This window comes from Rahnella sp. BIGb0236 (assembly GCF_004364755.1).
Classification (GTDB): domain Bacteria; phylum Pseudomonadota; class Gammaproteobacteria; order Enterobacterales; family Enterobacteriaceae; genus Rahnella; species Rahnella victoriana.
In genome coordinates, this window is record NZ_SOAO01000004.1 from 46398 (window position 1) to 63598 (window position 17201).

The window sequence follows — 17201 nt, forward strand, 5'->3', positions numbered from 1 at the left end:
TTATTACTTAGAAGCTGACAGACGGGTACGGCCTTTCGCACGACGGCGAGCCAGAACCTGACGACCATTTTTGGTGGCCATACGAGCACGGAAGCCGTGGCTACGGTTGCGCTTCAATACGGACGGTTGGAAAGTGCGTTTCATGGCGATTTCTACCTAAACTTAAATTATTACTGATCAGTAAACGCGAAGACATTTCGGCGAAAAAACGACCGGTGCCTTTGTCGCAACATATAAAGAAGCGGGATTGTAATAACTGTACAGTCCTGAGTCAATTTACATTGCCAGAAATGGTTCAAGTGTTTACCAGAATTGCCCGTGGTCACACCGCAATATCCATCTGGTTATGACCATCAGGAACACAGGCTTCACACGTAGGGCTGAGGATTATACGGACTCTGCCATAAATCGCAAGGATCCTCGGCTGATCCTTATCCACAGGCATGAGATCTTTCTCGCAATGTGATGAAATTTAGCTCAGCGGACTCCTATTTTTTCACCAGAGTGATGATTACATCGCCTAATTTAAAAAGGATCGGCTAAGCTTACCCACTTGCCGATCGCTGCCTGTGGATAAAAAGGATCTAAACTGTCAGGAAGGGGAGGATCTCTGTGCCGGATTGCGTTATGATCCGCCATTCCGATCGCGATCCCAGCAGGGAAGTGATCGACACAAACCGTAAAAAGCGGTTCGCACGTGACTTTACGCCACTGACAGGGTGGTGAGAGAAATTTCCCCCATAGCCGGGCGGAACGTGTGCCAAAAATCATGATTTAAAAAATATCCTGATCCTTTTCTTTTTTGATACTTGTTCGAGTGGAGTCCGCCGTGTCACTTTCGCTTTGGCAGCAATGTCTTGCCCGTTTGCAGGATGAACTACCTGCCACAGAATTCAGTATGTGGATACGCCCCCTGCAGGCGGAACTCAACGACAATACGCTGGCGCTGTACGCCCCGAATCGTTTTGTCCTGGATTGGGTTCGTGACAAATACCTAAACAATATTAACGGCTTGCTTAATGATTTCTGCGGCACGGATGCACCGGTGCTGCGATTTGAAGTCGGCAGCAAGCCGGTGATCCAACGCGTCAGCCAGCCTGTCGCGGCCAGTGTCAGTTCACAGGCTGCGCCTGCGATCCCACGTCTGGCGCCTTCCCGTCCAAGCTGGGACAGCTCACCGGTTCAGCCCGAACTGTCTTATCGCTCTAACGTCAACCCGAAACATACCTTTGATAACTTCGTAGAAGGTAAATCCAACCAGCTGGCCCGCGCGGCGGCGCGTCAGGTGGCGGATAATCCGGGTGGCGCATACAACCCGCTCTTCCTTTATGGTGGCACCGGCCTGGGTAAAACCCACTTATTGCATGCGGTCGGTAACGGCATCATGGCGCGCAAAGCCAATGCCAAAGTGGTGTACATGCACTCCGAGCGTTTTGTTCAGGACATGGTCAAAGCCCTGCAAAACAACGCCATTGAAGAGTTCAAACGCTATTACCGTTCTGTCGATGCGTTGCTCATCGATGACATCCAGTTCTTTGCCAATAAAGAGCGTTCACAGGAAGAGTTCTTCCACACCTTTAATGCCCTGCTGGAAGGCAATCAGCAGATCATCCTGACCTCGGATCGTTATCCAAAAGAGATCAACGGTGTAGAAGATCGTCTGAAATCGCGTTTCGGCTGGGGTTTAACGGTGGCGATCGAGCCGCCTGAATTAGAAACCCGCGTAGCGATCCTGATGAAAAAGGCCGACGAGAACGATATCCGTCTGCCGGGCGAAGTGGCCTTCTTTATTGCTAAACGTCTGCGTTCCAATGTGCGTGAGCTTGAAGGCGCACTGAACCGCGTGATCGCCAATGCCAACTTTACCGGCCGTGCGATCACCATCGACTTCGTTCGTGAAGCGTTGCGCGATTTGTTAGCGCTTCAGGAGAAGCTGGTCACTATTGATAATATTCAGAAAACAGTGGCCGAATATTATAAAATCAAGGTCGCTGACCTGCTTTCCAAACGGCGCTCCCGTTCGGTAGCCCGCCCACGCCAGATGGCGATGGCGCTGGCGAAAGAGCTGACCAACCACAGCCTGCCAGAAATCGGCGATGCGTTCGGTGGTCGGGACCATACCACGGTGTTGCACGCCTGCCGTAAAATCGAGCAGTTGCGTGAAGAAAGTCACGACATCAAAGAAGATTTCTCCAACTTAATCAGAACATTATCTTCCTAGCGCTATGAAATTTATTGTTGAACGTGAGCATTTGCTGAAACCACTGCAACAGGTCAGTAGCCCGCTGGGTGGACGACCTACGTTGCCTATTCTGGGTAACCTGTTATTACAGGTGACGGATGGCGCGCTGTCGCTGACCGGGACGGATTTGGAAATGGAGATGGTGGCGAAAGTCGCGCTGTCTCAGCCACATGAAGCGGGTGCCACCACGGTACCGGCGCGTAAATTCTTTGATATCTGCCGTGGATTGCCCGAAGGCGCGGAAATTTCCGTCGCTCTCGACGGCGACCGCATGCTGGTAAAATCAGGCCGCAGCCGTTTCTCGCTGTCGACCCTGCCGGCGACAGATTTCCCTAATCTCGACGACTGGCAAAGCGAGGTAGAATTCACCCTGCCGCAAGCCACGTTGAAACGTCTGATCGAAGCCACGCAGTTCTCGATGGCCCATCAGGACGTGCGTTATTATTTAAACGGCATGCTGTTCGAAACCGAAGGTGAAGAACTGCGTACTGTTGCCACTGACGGCCACCGTCTGGCGGTATGTTCTATGCCGATCGGCCAGTCGCTGCCTTCGCATTCAGTCATCGTGCCGCGTAAAGGCGTGATGGAACTGGTGCGTCTGCTGGATGGCGGTGACACCACATTGCAGCTGCAAATCGGCAGCAACAATATCCGTGCTCACGTCGGCGACTTTATCTTTACGTCCAAACTGGTTGACGGTCGTTTCCCTGATTATCGCCGCGTATTGCCGAAAAATCCGGACAAAACGCTGCAGGCAGGCTGCGATTTGCTGAAACAGGCGTTTGCCCGTGCAGCGATCCTGTCCAATGAAAAATTCCGTGGCGTGCGTTTGTATGTCAGCCATAACCAGCTGAAAATCACCGCGAATAACCCGGAACAGGAAGAAGCAGAAGAAATTCTGGATGTCGGCTACGAAGGCACCGAAATGGAAATCGGCTTTAACGTCAGTTACGTGCTGGATGTGCTCAATGCGCTCAAGTGCGAAGACGTGAATCTGCTGCTGACCGACTCTGTTTCCAGCGTGCAGATCGAAGACGCGGCCAGTCAGTCGGCGGCGTACGTCGTCATGCCGATGAGGCTCTGATCGGGCGATCTTACTTGTCATTTTGCGATTGGGCAGTGCCCGCAATGTCACGTACCTGAGTACGCTCCGCTTGCTGTGCGCTGTCTGCACGCAAACTGGCTGCGACGATGACGCCCTGGAATGGATGTAGATGGCCTTAACGCGCTTACTGATAAAAGATTTCCGCAACATCGAGGCGGCGGATTTAGATCCGTCGCCCGGTTTTAACTTTCTGGTCGGTCCCAATGGCAGCGGTAAAACCAGCGTGCTCGAAGCGGTCTATACGCTGGGGCATGGCCGCGCTTTTCGCAGTTTGCAGGCCGGACGCGTTATCCGTCACGATCAGCCGGAGTTTGTTCTCCATGCGCGTGTGGATGACGGCGGTGATCGTGAGTTGTCGATTGGCCTGAGCAAAAGCCGTCAGGGCGACAGTAAAGTGCGCATTGATGGCAGTGACGGACACAAAGTGTCTGAGCTGGCACAGATGCTGCCGATGCAATTGATCACACCCGAAGGCTTCACCCTGCTTAATGGCGGGCCGAAGTACCGGCGGGCATTTATTGACTGGGGTTGTTTTCATCACGACCCCGGTTTTTTTATCGCCTGGAGCAACCTGCGACGGTTACTCAAGCAGCGCAACGCCGCGCTGCGACAGGTGAGTCGTTATGCGCAAATTCGCGCCTGGGATCAGGAGCTGATCCCGTTAGCCGAGCGCATTAGCGAATGGCGGGCAGCATACAGCGACGCGATCGCGGCTGATATCAGTGCGACCTGCGCGCAATTCCTGCCTGAATTCGCCCTCAGTTTTTCTTTCCAGCGTGGATGGGACAAGGAAACGGAGTACGGCGAGTTGCTGGAGCGTAATTTTGAGCGCGACAGAGCCTTAACTTATACCGCATCAGGCCCGCATAAAGCGGATTTCCGCATTCGTGCCGACGGCACGCCGGTGGAAGATTTACTGTCCCGCGGGCAGTTGAAGTTACTGATGTGCGCGCTGAGACTGGCGCAGGGTGAGTTTCTCACCCGACAGAGCGGGCGGCGTTGCCTGTATCTTCTTGACGATTTTGCCTCTGAGCTGGACGCCGACCGACGTCGGTTGCTGGCCGATCGCCTGAAAGCCACCCAGGCACAGGTTTTTGTCAGTGCGATAAGCGCTGAGCAAGTGACCGACATGATGGGTGAAAAGGGCAAGATGTTCCGCGTGGAACAAGGTAAAATAGCCGTTCTATCACAGGACTAAAAATGAGCGAGAAACGTTGATGTCGAATTCTTATGACTCCTCAAGTATCAAGGTATTAAAAGGGCTGGACGCGGTGCGTAAGCGCCCCGGCATGTATATCGGCGATACCGATGACGGCACTGGTCTGCACCACATGGTATTCGAGGTTGTGGACAACGCTATCGACGAAGCCCTCGCGGGCCACTGTAAAGAGATTCAGGTCACGATCCATGCGGATAACTCTGTGTCCGTACAGGATGATGGTCGTGGCATTCCGACCGGTATTCATGAAGAAGAGGGCGTTTCTGCTGCTCAGGTCATCATGACCGTTCTTCATGCCGGCGGTAAATTTGACGATAACTCGTATAAAGTCTCCGGCGGTCTGCATGGCGTGGGTGTTTCCGTCGTTAACGCCCTGTCAGAAAAACTGGAACTGGTTATCCGCCGCGAAGGCAAAGTGCACACCCAGACTTACGTGCATGGCGAACCTCAGGATCCGCTGAAAGTGATTGGCGATACTGACGTGACCGGTACCACGGTACGTTTCTGGCCAAGCTTCAACACCTTCACCAATCACACTGAATTCGAGTATGACATTCTGGCGAAACGCCTGCGTGAACTGTCATTCCTGAACTCCGGCGTGGCGATCCGCCTGCTGGATAAACGTGATGGTAAAAACGATCACTTCCATTATGAAGGCGGTATCAAAGCTTTCGTGGAATATCTGAACAAAAACAAAACCCCAATCCATCCGACCGTATTCTATTTCTCCACGGTCAAAGATGACATTGGCGTTGAAGTGGCGTTGCAGTGGAACGACGGTTTCCAGGAAAACATTTACTGCTTCACCAACAACATTCCACAGCGCGATGGCGGGACTCACTTAGCCGGTTTCCGTTCGGCAATGACCCGTACCCTGAACGCGTACATGGATAAAGAAGGCTACAGCAAGAAATCTAAAATCAGCGCCACCGGTGACGATGCCCGTGAAGGCCTGATTGCTGTGGTGTCTGTGAAGGTGCCGGATCCTAAGTTCTCTTCTCAGACCAAAGACAAACTGGTGTCTTCTGAAGTGAAAACAGCGGTTGAAACGCTGATGAACGAGAAGCTGGTGGATTACCTGATGGAAAACCCGTCAGACGCCAAAATCGTTGTCGGTAAAATCATCGACGCAGCGCGTGCCCGTGAAGCGGCACGTAAAGCGCGTGAAATGACCCGCCGTAAAGGCGCGCTGGATCTGGCTGGCTTGCCAGGCAAACTGGCGGACTGTCAGGAACGCGACCCGGCACATTCCGAACTGTACTTAGTGGAAGGGGACTCAGCGGGCGGCTCTGCAAAACAAGGCCGTAACCGTAAGAACCAGGCGATTCTGCCGTTGAAAGGTAAAATCCTCAACGTTGAGAAAGCGCGCTTCGACAAAATGCTCTCTTCTCAGGAAGTGGCAACGCTGATTACAGCACTCGGTTGCGGCATTGGCCGTGACGAGTACAACCCGGACAAACTGCGCTATCACAGCATCATCATCATGACCGATGCCGACGTCGATGGTTCACACATCCGTACCCTGTTGCTGACTTTCTTCTACCGTCAGATGCCTGAAATTGTAGAACGTGGTCACGTGTTCATCGCCCAGCCGCCGTTGTACAAAGTGAAAAAAGGCAAGCAGGAACAGTACATTAAAGATGACGAAGCAATGGATCAGTATCAGATTTCCATTGCGATGGACGGGGCAACGTTACACGCCAACGCCCATGCGCCAGCCCTGGCGGGTGAACCGCTGGAGAAACTGGTCGCTGAACATCACAGCGTGCAGAAAATGATTGGCCGCATGGAACGTCGTTATCCGCGTGCGCTGCTGAATAACCTGATCTATCAGCCGACCCTGCCGGGTGCAGATCTGGCTGATCAGGCGAAAGTGCAGGCCTGGATGGAATCGCTGGTGGCGCGTCTCAACGAAAAAGAGCAGCACGGCAGTTCTTACAGCGCGATCGTGCGTGAAAACCGCGAACATCAGCTGTTCGAGCCGGTTCTGCGTATCCGCACCCACGGTGTTGATACCGATTACGATCTGGATGCCGATTTCATCAAAGGCGGCGAATACCGTAAAATCTGTGCGCTGGGCGAACAGCTGCGCGGCCTGATCGAAGAAGATGCCTTCATCGAACGTGGCGAACGCCGTCAGCCCGTCACCAGCTTCGAACAGGCGCTGGAATGGCTGGTGAAAGAGTCCCGTCGTGGTCTGTCGATTCAGCGATACAAAGGTCTGGGTGAAATGAACCCTGAACAGCTGTGGGAAACCACCATGGATCCTGAGCAACGTCGCATGTTACGTGTGACCGTGAAGGATGCCATCGCCGCTGACCAGTTGTTCACGACGCTGATGGGCGATGCGGTTGAACCGCGCCGCGCCTTTATCGAAGAGAACGCCCTGAAAGCCGCCAATATCGATATCTGATAAGGGTCTGAGCTGATAAAGAGTCCGAACCGGGAAACCGTTTCGGACTTTTTTTTCGTCTGACGCGACCCGCATTCCGGCTGGCTTTACAGCGGCTAATCGCGTTAGCATTGAAGCAGGTTATTTAAACTCTGAGGATGCTATGGCTATTGAATTAATTGCAATTGATATGGACGGGACGTTGCTCAATCCGCAACATGAAGTCACTCCTGCCGTTAAAAAAGCGTTGTCAGAAGCACGGGCAAAGGGTGTGCAAATCGTTCTGGCGACCGGCCGTCCTTTTATTGGCGTACAGCGTTATCTGATGGAACTGGATTTACAGCAGGAAGGGTGTTACTGCATCACCAACAACGGTGCGCTGGTGCATAATGCCAAAGATGGCAGCGTGATCGCCGAAATAGCCCTCAGAATTGAAGATTATCACTACTTTGAACAACTGGCCCGTCAGCTCGGTGTTCACTTCCACGCACTGACCAAAACAGACCTGTTTACCGCCAACCGTCATATCAGCAAATACAGCGTGCATGAATCTTTCACCACCGGTATTCCGCTGCAATTCTGCCCTGCTGAAGAAATGGATCCGGCGCTGACCTTCCCGAAAGTGATGATGATTGATGATCCGGAACTGCTGGATCGCGCCATCAGCCAGCTTCCGGCAGAAGCGAAAGAACGCTACACCATCATGAAAAGTTCGCCGTATTTCCTCGAAATCCTGGATAAACGCGTGAATAAAGGCGAAGGCGTGAAAACCCTGACCGAAAAACTGGGTATCGCACGTGAAAGCGTGATGACGCTCGGCGATCAGGAAAACGACATTGCGATGCTTGAATACGCCGGAACGGGTGTGGCGATGGGCAATGCGCTCGACAGCGTCAAAGCCGTCAGCCAGTTCGTGACCAAAACCAACATGGAAGACGGCGTGGCGTTTGCCATTGAGAAATTCGTACTCAACGTCTGAACCTGCCCTGAAGGAGCCTCGCGGCCATGGAAAAACAGCTTACCGCTGATGCCCGCGGGCACCAGCTGACCAACATTAACGTCTGGACGCCGGACAGCCAGTGGCTGGTGTATGACGTCCGTCCGCACGGCGGTTCTTTTACCGGCTCAACCATTGAGCGTGTGAATATTGAAAGCGGTGAGACGGAAGTGCTTTATCAGGCGAAGGATGGCGCGCACGTCGGCGTGGTAACGGTCAGCCTGCAACATCCCGCGCGTTATGTGTTTATTCATGGCCCGGAAAATCCCGATGAAAGCTGGCAGTACGATTTTCATCACCGGCGCGGCGTGATGGTCTCTGAGCCGCAGCGCGCCGGTGCCGTCACGCTGGATGCGATGGATATCACCGCCCCCTTTACCCCCGGTGCGTTGCGGGGTGGCACACATGTGCACGTTTTCAGTCCGGACAGTTCACGCCTGAGTTTTACCTACAACGACCATGTCTTACATGAGCGGGATCCGGCGCTCGACCTGCGCAATGTCGGCGTGGCGATTTCAGGGCATCCGGTCACACCTCCAAAACATCACCCCCGTGAATATGATGGCAGCCATTTCAGCGTCCTGGTCAGCGAAACGACGGCCACGCCGCAGCCCGGCAGTGATGAGATTAACCGGGCTTATGAAGAGGGCTGGATTGGCCGCGAAGGCTATATAAAACCGGATGGCAGCCGTCAGCGCTGGGCGCTGGCCTTTATCGGCGATACCCTTTCTGCTGATGGCGAAAAGCATCCGGAAATCTTCGTAGTGGATTTACCTGAGAACGATGCGGATTACCGACAGGCGGGAGCAAAACCTTTGCAAGGCACGCCGGAAACACTGCCTGCGCCGCCCGACGGCGTGAAACAGCGGCGGCTCACGTTCACTGAAAAGGGCATTGCCCTGCAACCGCGTCACTGGCTGCGGGTTTCACCGGATGACGCCCGGATTGCGTTTCTGATGAAAGATCACAACGATATCGTTCAGTTGTGGACGGTTTCGCCGAACGGCGGCGCGCCGGTACAAATCAGCCATTGTGAGCACGGCATTCAGTCCGCGTTCAGCTGGAGCCCGGACGGACAGTCGCTGGCGCTGGTCTGCGACAACAGCGTGATGCGTCTGGATGTGCAAAGCGGAGAGATGCAGCGGTTAACGCCACGGTCAGATATTGCGCCCTGTGCGGATGCGGTGGTGTATTCGCCAGATGGCAGCAGGGTCGCGTTTATGCGTCAGTGCGGGGAATTCGCTCAGATTTTTGTTACTCACGCTCGGTAGTTCTTTGAGTAAACCGGCCAGGGTTTGAAACGATCCCATAGTGTTGGCCGGCTTTTGTACGTTTATTTTTTATGCGCCGAAGACTTGTGACCGCGATCGGTGGTGGTCATTGGCGGAACATGATCGATATCGACCCCGTTACTCAGCGCAATATTGTGTTCCTCGCTGGCCTTAACGCGATCGCGGGTGGTCACTGTCCCGCTGCGATAGTAATCGTAAGGCAGCAATACCGTATCCAGCAGGGCGCTGAACGGTAAATCGATTAACAGCAGTGGCGTCATCGCCCAACTGGTGTCATCGCTTTTCATCATATTCACATCCGCGCGTGCACCCGAATAATACCCTGTATCGCCCCCGGTATGGGTCATCACGCTGGAACATCCGCTCGTCGCTAAAAAAACACATCCTGTCATCAGCGGCGTTAATGCAAATTTCTTCATGTTAGAACTCATCTTATGCTGTCAGGCTGAGTTTTTAAGTCAAAGGGACTTATACCACTCAGCACAAAAAATTAACAAAGCAAGCTGTAGCTCTGTGGCTGCGATCCCATTAAGTGTAATTACTATTTGAAATCTTGCAGGAATCCGCCTGCTCTCCCTGGTTTTTCACCCTGACCTGTCATGTATTTTGGCTGTCAGCCTATAAACAGCAGCCAAATTTTTTTGTTTTTACCGGCTTGAAAAAATCCCTTTCGTCTCCATTTTTACTGTACGACGCAGGAGGAGGAACGCCGGAAGGGTTCTCCTGTCATCACTGCGACGCTGGCCTGTCCGACTGGAAGGCTATTTAAAAATACTCGCTGAATATCAGGAGAAGTTGGCATGCGTAATTTTGATTTATCCCCGTTATACCGTTCTGCCATTGGTTTTGACCGTTTATTTAATCTCATCGAATCGGGTCAGAATCAGGGCGGCGGCTATCCCCCTTATAATGTCGAGCTGGTTGACGAAAACCATTACCGGATTGCGATCGCGGTAGCCGGTTTCGCCGAATCTGAGCTGGACATTACCGCGCACGACAACATGCTGCTGGTCAAAGGTGCACATGCACCCGGCGACACTGAGCGGACGTATTTATATCAGGGCATTGCGGAACGTAATTTCGAGCGCAAATTCCAGCTGGCTGAGCATATCCAGATAAAAGCGGCCAATTTGTCGAACGGTTTGCTGTATATCGATCTGGAACGTGTCGTTCCTGAATCGTCCAAACCGCGGCGTATCGAAATCCGCTGATTTACCGGCAATAAATCCCTTGCGGCCATCGTTATTGACCGCCAGAAATTGAAAAAGTTTAGGCTCGCCGTCAGGGAGCTGCACCGTCACAGCCAAAAGGGTGGCGGAATTAACCAACTTGCTTCATAGAAGGAGTGACATTATGCGTAACTACGATATTTCCCCATTACTGCGTCAGTGGATTGGATTCGATAAATTAGCCAGTTCAATGCAGGGCGCGGATCAGGCGTTTCCGCCATACAATATTGAAAAATACGACGATAACCATTACCGGATTTCACTGGCGCTGGCGGGTTTCCAGCAAAGCGAACTGAATATTGAAGTCGAAGGGCCGCGTTTGACGGTCAGCGGCGCGCCTGCACAGCCGGAAACCAAAGTGGAATATCTGCATCAGGGGTTAGTGATTAAGCCTTTCACCCTGAGCTTCACGCTGGCAGAACATATGCATGTGTCGGCGGCTGAGTTTACCCATGGCCTGCTGCATATCAATCTGGTGCGGGATGTGCCGGAAGCGTTGCAGCCGCAAAAAATTGCGATTGGTACAGAGAAACCGGCACTGGAAAATCAATCTGAATAAACGTGATCTGTTTATGTTCCCCCGATGAGGGGGAACATAAAGCAGGATGTGATGAGAAGTGTATGATGTTAATCAGTAAGTAAAACGAGAGATAATTATGTTGTTATACTCTTTATAAAATTCGTAAAATAAAAAATAAAGAGCAGACTTAAAATACTCTCGTCCTGTTTTTGTGTCAGGATAGGATATTTCACCGTAATTAGGATCAAAAAACTTTATCCTTTTTTGTCCGGTGGTGAGACTTACTGCGTGTCCGCTACCCCCGCCTCTTATGTTTAACAGGTAACCGAAGTTTGAATCAATATGCTTCATTAAGGTTTCTATTCTTTCCTCGATGTCTTCAATCGGTGATAATTCAACTCTACTGATAAAGTTAATCTTTCCCTGAATCTTTACCAACAAATTAATAGCATCGGCAGTCGTGACGTATTCTATCTGTTTGGGCGTAGTTATCTTTTTTATATTGCTGACTGCTGCTGCACCATTTTGGGCCGCTGCCTGGGATTTTGCCTGTTCAGCGGCAATCTTTCTCGCCAGACTGATCTCACCAAATTGTTCCTGATAATTCATGATGCCCAGTGTGAGCCGATGGCACTCAGGGGAATCAAGATATTGTTTGAATGTGCTCCAGTTACGTCCTTTTACCAGATAGGCCGCAGACAGGCCAAGACACACACCTCGTAAACCATATAATTCTTTATTCATTCCCGGAAGTCGGAAGCTACCAATCCATGCTCCTGCCAGGTTTCTGGGGTTATCGCTTACCCAGCGATTTTTCCGCATATAAGCATTTTGATCAAAAGGAGAGTATTGACCATGAGTTTGAGAGGCAAATAGCGCTAATTTATTTTCTATAGACATGGGTGATTTTTCTAAGAGTTAATTTGTGGATGAATGTCTTACGAAAAAGTAGGGTTTTATATTAAGGTTTTTTCATGAGCGAAATGCTTAATGATAAATTAAGTATTTGTTTAATTACGGGGTTATACAGGGTTTGTTTTAAATAAAGGATGCTTTCTGTAAATAAAAAGGCCAGGGTAATTAAGCTGTTACTCCGGCCTTAAATAATAAACTCTCAACCTTCCGCGTGCGCTTTTTCAACTTCTTCCGCCAGAATCTTCACGCCGCGCTCGATCTGCTCCGCATCAGGCACGTAGTTCATGCGCATGCACTGATGGGTGTGCGGCCACGGATGTTCCAGCCCCGGGAAGAAATAATCGCCCGGTACCATCAGCACCCCGCGCTGTTTCAGCCGCTGATACAGCACTTCGGTAGTGATCGGCAAATCTTTGAACCACAGCCAGAGGAAAATTGCGCCTTCGGGTTTGTGGATCAGGCAACGTTCTTCCGGCAGATAACGGCGCAGCGTGGCGATGGTTTCCTGCACGCGCTGGTAATAGAAAGGTTTGATCACATCTTCGGAAAGGCGCAGCAGATCGCCACGGGCGATCATTTCATTGGCGATGGCCGGGCCGACACTGCCCGGCGACAGGCTGATAATCCCGTTCATATTACTGATCGCTTTGATGATTTTCTCATCGGCAATCACGATACCGCAGCGCGAACCCGGCAGGCCGAGTTTCGACAAACTCATGCACAGAATAATATTCGGATTCCACAACGGCGTGGCCTCGGTGAATACGATACCGGGGAACGGCACGCCGTAAGCGTTATCGATGAGTAACGGAATATCTTTCTGCTGCGCCAGCGCATCAAGGCGGATCAGCTCTTCGTCAGTAATCACGTTACCGGTCGGGTTGGTCGGGCGTGAGACGCAGATCAGGCCGATGTCATCGGTAATGTTCAGATGATCGAAATCGACGTGATACTTGAACTGGCCTTCCGGCAGTAATTCTATGTTTGGCTTAGCCGAAACAAACAGATTTTCGTCCAGACCGGCGTCGGCGTAACCGAGGTATTCCGGTGCGAGCGGGAACAACACTTTGGACATGCTGCCATCAGCGCGACGTCCGGCGAACAGATTGAATAAATAGAAGAAGGCGCTCTGGCTGCCATTGGTCAGCGCGATATTTTGCGCATCAAGTTGCCAGCCCAGTTCTTTCTGCAACATTTCTGCCAGAGCATGACGCAACACGTCTTTGCCCTGCGGGCCGTCATAATTGCACAGTGCTTCGGTCAGCTTGCCTGCGGCCAGCATTTCCGCCAGCAGTGTCTGGAAGTAATCCTGCATCTCAGGAATTTGAGCCGGATTGCCCCCGCCCAGCATCACCGCGCCGGGCGTGCGTAAACCGTCATTCATGTCGCCCATCAGGCGTGTGATGCCTGAAAAACGGGTAAATTTGTCACCGAAAGCAGAAAACGTCATAGAAAGCTTTGTATGTTATCGAAATGTGATGTCCACCATAACGCCTGCCGCAAGGCAGTGCAATCGGACCAGCGGGTTTTGGCGTGGAGAAGTATTAAAAAAGATGAACACGGAAAATCATTCACTGTATTTCTCAAATATCCCTGCGCGGATCCCTTTATGCTTAATGACAGAGTAATAAAAACCGTCTTGTTATATTTGTTTCCCCCTTGGCATAATTATTTTTCGAAACATATAAACAAGGTTGATAAAATGAAAAGAAGCATAATTATAATGAATCTCTTCACGGCAGGCGGAGGAGACCATGCGCTGGGGAAGAAAATAAAAGACATCGCGCGGAGCACCGGGGCTGAGGGGGAATTAATTACGGTGAATGCTAAAACAAGACATATTAATGTTCAGGGAAAGGAGTTATTCAATCCGGGTAAAGAATTGAATTATGATGACCCGATAGTTATTGTAACGCCCCACAGTCTCTTGTCTCCCGATGTATTATCGACAGTGCTGGCTGATTTTTTCTATCAGCTGGACATCATAACGTGCAATACAGTTATTCTGATTGATGAAATGGACGTGAGCCGTGACGTCGGTTCATCCGATCGGGACTATGAGGTCGCCCTGTTGAGCTGGTGTGTGGAAAATATCATTATCCATAGCCTGGGTTTCTCTAAGAAATCGCTGGGTTATTTGCCCATGCCTGAGCGGGAAGTGATCAATATAAAAAAATCATCCAAACAAGACATCATTAAATTGCTGGACAGTTACAATTTATCTTTACCGAAAAGTTGTAGTTTATATTTTGCCTATTTAAGTTCGGATACCGTAGTAGCCTGTTCTCAAATTTTCATTATTAATACGCTGATCGAAGACAGAGAGTTGCAGAATAATTCAGTGTATGTCCTGGTGTGCAGGGAAAAAGAGAACATGGCGCGTTTGTTGAAAAGCCTTAAAGAGTGCTTTGCAGGGACACCTTATGAAGATTTATTTTCTGAATGTCATTACTCAATGATGAAAGACGAAAATAAAATCCAGCGTCACGGCTTTTCCCGCGGTACGGGGAAGAAAAAAATACATATCTTTATTACCCACACGATTCCCGCCACCACATTCAAAAACCTGACCAGTATCAGCAAGTCCGGCATGATGTCGGGCGATCAAAGCCTTTCCGACTATTTGTCACTGAAAAAGCGTTTACCTTATTACGACAAGCAAACCTGGAAAGATCCTCTTATTTACGGATTGAATGCCCGTGCTCATGAACTGGGGGGCGAAGAATTGCTCAACAAATTTCAGTCGATGGTCGCGGGAAGAGAAGGCTATACCCGCAGCATCGTCCTTAAACTTTTGGCACCCGAGGATGTCCCGACAACGGCACTGAAAAACAGCCTTCAGGCGTTTAACCTGGAAATGTATGCAAGAAAAGCAGACAGAAAAATCAGAGAGATATTACTGAAATACCTCTGACTTTTTTCAATACCGACAGGGAGACCGGCCGCAGGCCGTGCCCGGACCGGTCCCTGAAAACCCCTGTCGCTTATTTCTTCAGGACTTCCGGGTTAACGCAGAACTGTTTCACGTCACCCTTGAGTGCTGCGATCAGATTGTCCACGGCACAGGCCGCCATGTCGTAACGGGTTTCATGCGTTGCGGAACCGATATGCGGCAGCGCCACCACGTTTGGCAGGCTCAGCAGCGGAGAATCTTTTGGCAGCGGCTCAGTCTCGAACACGTCCATGCCTGCGCCATAAATCGTACCGGCTTTCAGTGCTTCGATCAGGGCCGGTTCATCAATCACCGGACCACGTCCGGCGCTGACCAGAATGGCGCTGGATTTCATTTTCGCCAGTTGCTCTTTGCCAATCAGATGGAACGTTTGTTCGGTCATTGGCAGCAAGATACAGACGAAATCAGACTCTTTCAGCAGTTCATCCAGCTCGCATTTACGCGCGCCAAACTTCTCTTCCGCTTCTTTATGCTGGCTGCGTGCATTGTACAAAATCGGCATGTCGAAGCCGAAATGCGCGCGTTGTGCCAGCGCCAGACCGATACGTCCCATGCCGACGATGCCCATGGTTTTATGGTGAACATCAGTGCCGAACCAGTCCGCGCCAATGTTATCGTTCCATTCACCGGCTTTCACACGCCCGGCCACATTCACCACCCGACGCGCGGTGGACAGCACCAGCGCCATCACGGTATCGGCGACGGTATCGGTCAGCGCCGTCGGCGTGTGCATCATCGGGATTTCGCGGCGGGTCAGTTCTGCCACGTCAAAGTTATCGTAGCCGACGGAAATGGTCGAAACGGCGCGCAGACGTGGCGCATGGTCAAACAGTTCCTTATCCACTTTTCCGCCCGAACCCAGCAACCCTTCCGCATTTTGCAGCGCATCAAACACCTGAGCGCGGTTTTTATCCGTGATGCCATCAAATTCAGTGATGGTGAAATGCTCTTCGAGACGCTGATGCAGATCTGCGGGTAAATTTTTATATAAAACAATAGACGGCTTCATGACTTACTCCCTTGGGTTAAGGAAACTTCTTTCGGCTGAATGTTGGCCTTTCGCGGTCTCACCAGCAGGGTTAAGCCTGCGGAAACCAGTAACGACACGGCCATGAAAATGAAGGAGGCTGCCGGGCTGCCTGTGTTGCCGTTGAGATAACCGACAAACCAGGAACCAAAAAACGAGCCCAGCGCGCCCAGACTGTTGATCAATGCCATTGCGCCACCGGAGACATTTTTCGGCAGCATTTCAGGAATGATGGCAAAAAACGGCCCGTACGGGGCATACATTGCCGCAGCGGCAATGACCAGTAAACTGTACGAAAGCCAGAAATTGTTTGTGCCAGCGGCCCATGAACCAAAGAATGCCAGCGCGCCGACCAGCAATAACGGCCAGACAAACAACTTACGGTTTTGCATTTTGTCCGATGCCCAGGACACCAGGATCATGGCGATAGTGGCGGCCAGATAAGGGGCGGAAGATAACCAGCCCGCTTCGACCATGCCCATTGATTTTCCGTCGCGCAAAATCGACGGCAGCCAGAGCACGAAGCCATACACGCCAATGCTCCAGAAGAAATATTGCAGGCAAAGCATCACCACATTGCGCGAGCGGAAGGCTTCCCGGTAACCGCCCACCGCCTGAATGTCTTTCTGCTCTTTTTCCAGCTGTGCGGCCAGCGCCTGTTTCTCCTGATCGCTCAGCCAGCCGACCTGTTCCGGCTTATCCTTGACGGTGAACCACCAGATAACGGCCCAGATCACCGCCGGAATGCCTTCGAAGATAAACATCTCGCGCCAGCCAAAAGATTTGATCAGATAGCCGGAAAGCACCGACATCCACAACACCGTCACCGGATTGCCGAGGATCAGAAAGGTATTGGCGCGCGAGCGTTCGGATTTGGTGAACCAGTTACTGATGTACACCAGCATGGCGGGCATCACGGCGGCTTCCACCACGCCGAGCGCAAAGCGGATCGCCGCCAGCATCGGAATGTTCGTCACCACGCCGGTCAGCGAGGCGAATCCGCCCCACAATAACAAACACCAGAAAATCAGTTTCCTGACACTGCGGCGTTCGGCGTAAATCGTGCCGGGGATCTGGAAGAAGAAATACCCTAAGAAAAACAGCGCGCCCAGCAGGGAGGACATGCCTTTGGTGATGTGAAGATCATCATTGATACCGGCCGCCGAAGCGAAACTGAAGTTTGAGCGGTCGACATACGCCAGACTGTAAGTGATGAACACGATCGGCATGATGTACCACCAGCGGCGGGTGGCGATCCTGGACTGGCTCATAACTGTTTCTCCTGATAGTGCATCAGCACGGTCCCGACG

General features: G+C 51.6%; 15 protein-coding genes. 9 read left to right on the forward strand and 6 right to left on the reverse strand.

The genetic code is table 11. From position 1 onward, the window contains the following. Positions 1-3: 3 nt before the first annotated feature. Positions 4-144, reverse strand: a complete 141-nt coding sequence (rpmH, locus tag EDF78_RS09940) for a 50S ribosomal protein L34 (protein WP_009637487.1) — start codon at positions 142-144, stop codon at positions 4-6. Between the two features lie 685 nt (positions 145-829). Between rpmH and dnaA the strand changes: the two genes are divergently transcribed. The 6 genes from dnaA (at position 830) to EDF78_RS09975 (ending at position 9226) form a co-directional block, all read left to right on the forward strand. Beyond that, positions 830-2221, forward strand: coding sequence for a chromosomal replication initiator protein DnaA (gene dnaA / locus EDF78_RS09950; protein WP_119825578.1), 1392 nt, complete (start codon positions 830-832; stop codon positions 2219-2221). Positions 2222-2225: 4 nt separating this feature from the next. Beyond that, the gene (gene dnaN, locus EDF78_RS09955) at positions 2226-3326 is read left to right on the forward strand and encodes a DNA polymerase III subunit beta (protein WP_013573353.1); all 1101 of its coding nucleotides are present in this window, start codon (positions 2226-2228) and stop codon (positions 3324-3326) included. Positions 3327-3456: 130 nt separating this feature from the next. Continuing rightward, positions 3457-4545 carry a DNA replication/repair protein RecF gene (gene recF, locus EDF78_RS09960; RefSeq protein WP_112287222.1) on the forward strand — a complete coding sequence of 363 codons (1089 nt, stop codon included), beginning with the start codon at positions 3457-3459 and terminating at the stop codon, positions 4543-4545. A gap of 19 nt (positions 4546-4564) precedes the next feature. Next, the gene (gene gyrB / locus EDF78_RS09965; RefSeq protein WP_095924027.1) at positions 4565-6979 is read left to right on the forward strand and encodes a DNA topoisomerase (ATP-hydrolyzing) subunit B; all 2415 of its coding nucleotides are present in this window, start codon (positions 4565-4567) and stop codon (positions 6977-6979) included. A 142-nt stretch (positions 6980-7121) separates the two neighbouring features. After that, entirely contained in the window at positions 7122-7937 is an 816-nt protein-coding gene (gene yidA, locus EDF78_RS09970) for a sugar-phosphatase (RefSeq protein WP_095924026.1), read from the forward strand. Positions 7938-7963: 26 nt separating this feature from the next. Then, complete coding sequence (locus tag EDF78_RS09975) at positions 7964-9226, forward strand: DUF3748 domain-containing protein (RefSeq protein WP_133823012.1); 1263 nt, start codon at positions 7964-7966, stop codon at positions 9224-9226. A gap of 62 nt (positions 9227-9288) precedes the next feature. Here the strand turns inward: EDF78_RS09975 and EDF78_RS09980 are convergent, their stop codons facing one another. Next, positions 9289-9666: a YceK/YidQ family lipoprotein gene (locus tag EDF78_RS09980; RefSeq protein WP_119825574.1), complete on the reverse strand. Its 378-nt coding sequence runs from the start codon at positions 9664-9666 to the stop codon at positions 9289-9291. A gap of 381 nt (positions 9667-10047) precedes the next feature. On the opposite strand from EDF78_RS09980, the gene ibpA reads away from it, so the two are divergent. Next, positions 10048-10458: a small heat shock chaperone IbpA gene (gene ibpA, locus EDF78_RS09985; RefSeq protein WP_013573359.1), complete on the forward strand. Its 411-nt coding sequence runs from the start codon at positions 10048-10050 to the stop codon at positions 10456-10458. Positions 10459-10600: 142 nt separating this feature from the next. Beyond that, positions 10601-11035 (forward strand): small heat shock chaperone IbpB, encoded by a 435-nt coding sequence (gene ibpB, locus EDF78_RS09990; RefSeq protein ID WP_119825572.1) that lies wholly within the window; start codon positions 10601-10603, stop codon positions 11033-11035. A 72-nt stretch (positions 11036-11107) separates the two neighbouring features. Here the strand turns inward: ibpB and EDF78_RS09995 are convergent, their stop codons facing one another. After that, entirely contained in the window at positions 11108-11896 is a 789-nt protein-coding gene (locus tag EDF78_RS09995) for a YopT-type cysteine protease domain-containing protein (RefSeq protein WP_133823013.1), read from the reverse strand. 214 nt (positions 11897-12110) lie between these two features. After that, a complete protein-coding gene (locus tag EDF78_RS10000; protein ID WP_133823014.1) occupies positions 12111-13361 on the reverse strand; it encodes a valine--pyruvate transaminase in 1251 nt (416 codons plus the stop codon). 273 nt (positions 13362-13634) lie between these two features. On the opposite strand from EDF78_RS10000, the gene EDF78_RS10005 reads away from it, so the two are divergent. After that, on the forward strand, positions 13635-14825 hold the full coding sequence (locus EDF78_RS10005) for a hypothetical protein (RefSeq protein WP_243839441.1): 1191 nt from the start codon (positions 13635-13637) through the stop codon (positions 14823-14825). 70 nt (positions 14826-14895) lie between these two features. Here EDF78_RS10005 and ghrB read toward each other — a convergent pair whose 3' ends face one another. Both ghrB and EDF78_RS10015 read right to left on the reverse strand, forming a co-directional pair. Next, positions 14896-15873: a glyoxylate/hydroxypyruvate reductase GhrB gene (ghrB, locus tag EDF78_RS10010; RefSeq protein ID WP_133823016.1), complete on the reverse strand. Its 978-nt coding sequence runs from the start codon at positions 15871-15873 to the stop codon at positions 14896-14898. Then, complete coding sequence (locus tag EDF78_RS10015) at positions 15870-17162, reverse strand: MFS transporter (protein ID WP_095924019.1); 1293 nt, start codon at positions 17160-17162, stop codon at positions 15870-15872. Before EDF78_RS10015 ends, ghrB begins: the two co-directional genes overlap by 4 nt. Between the last annotated feature and the right edge of the window lie 39 nt (positions 17163-17201).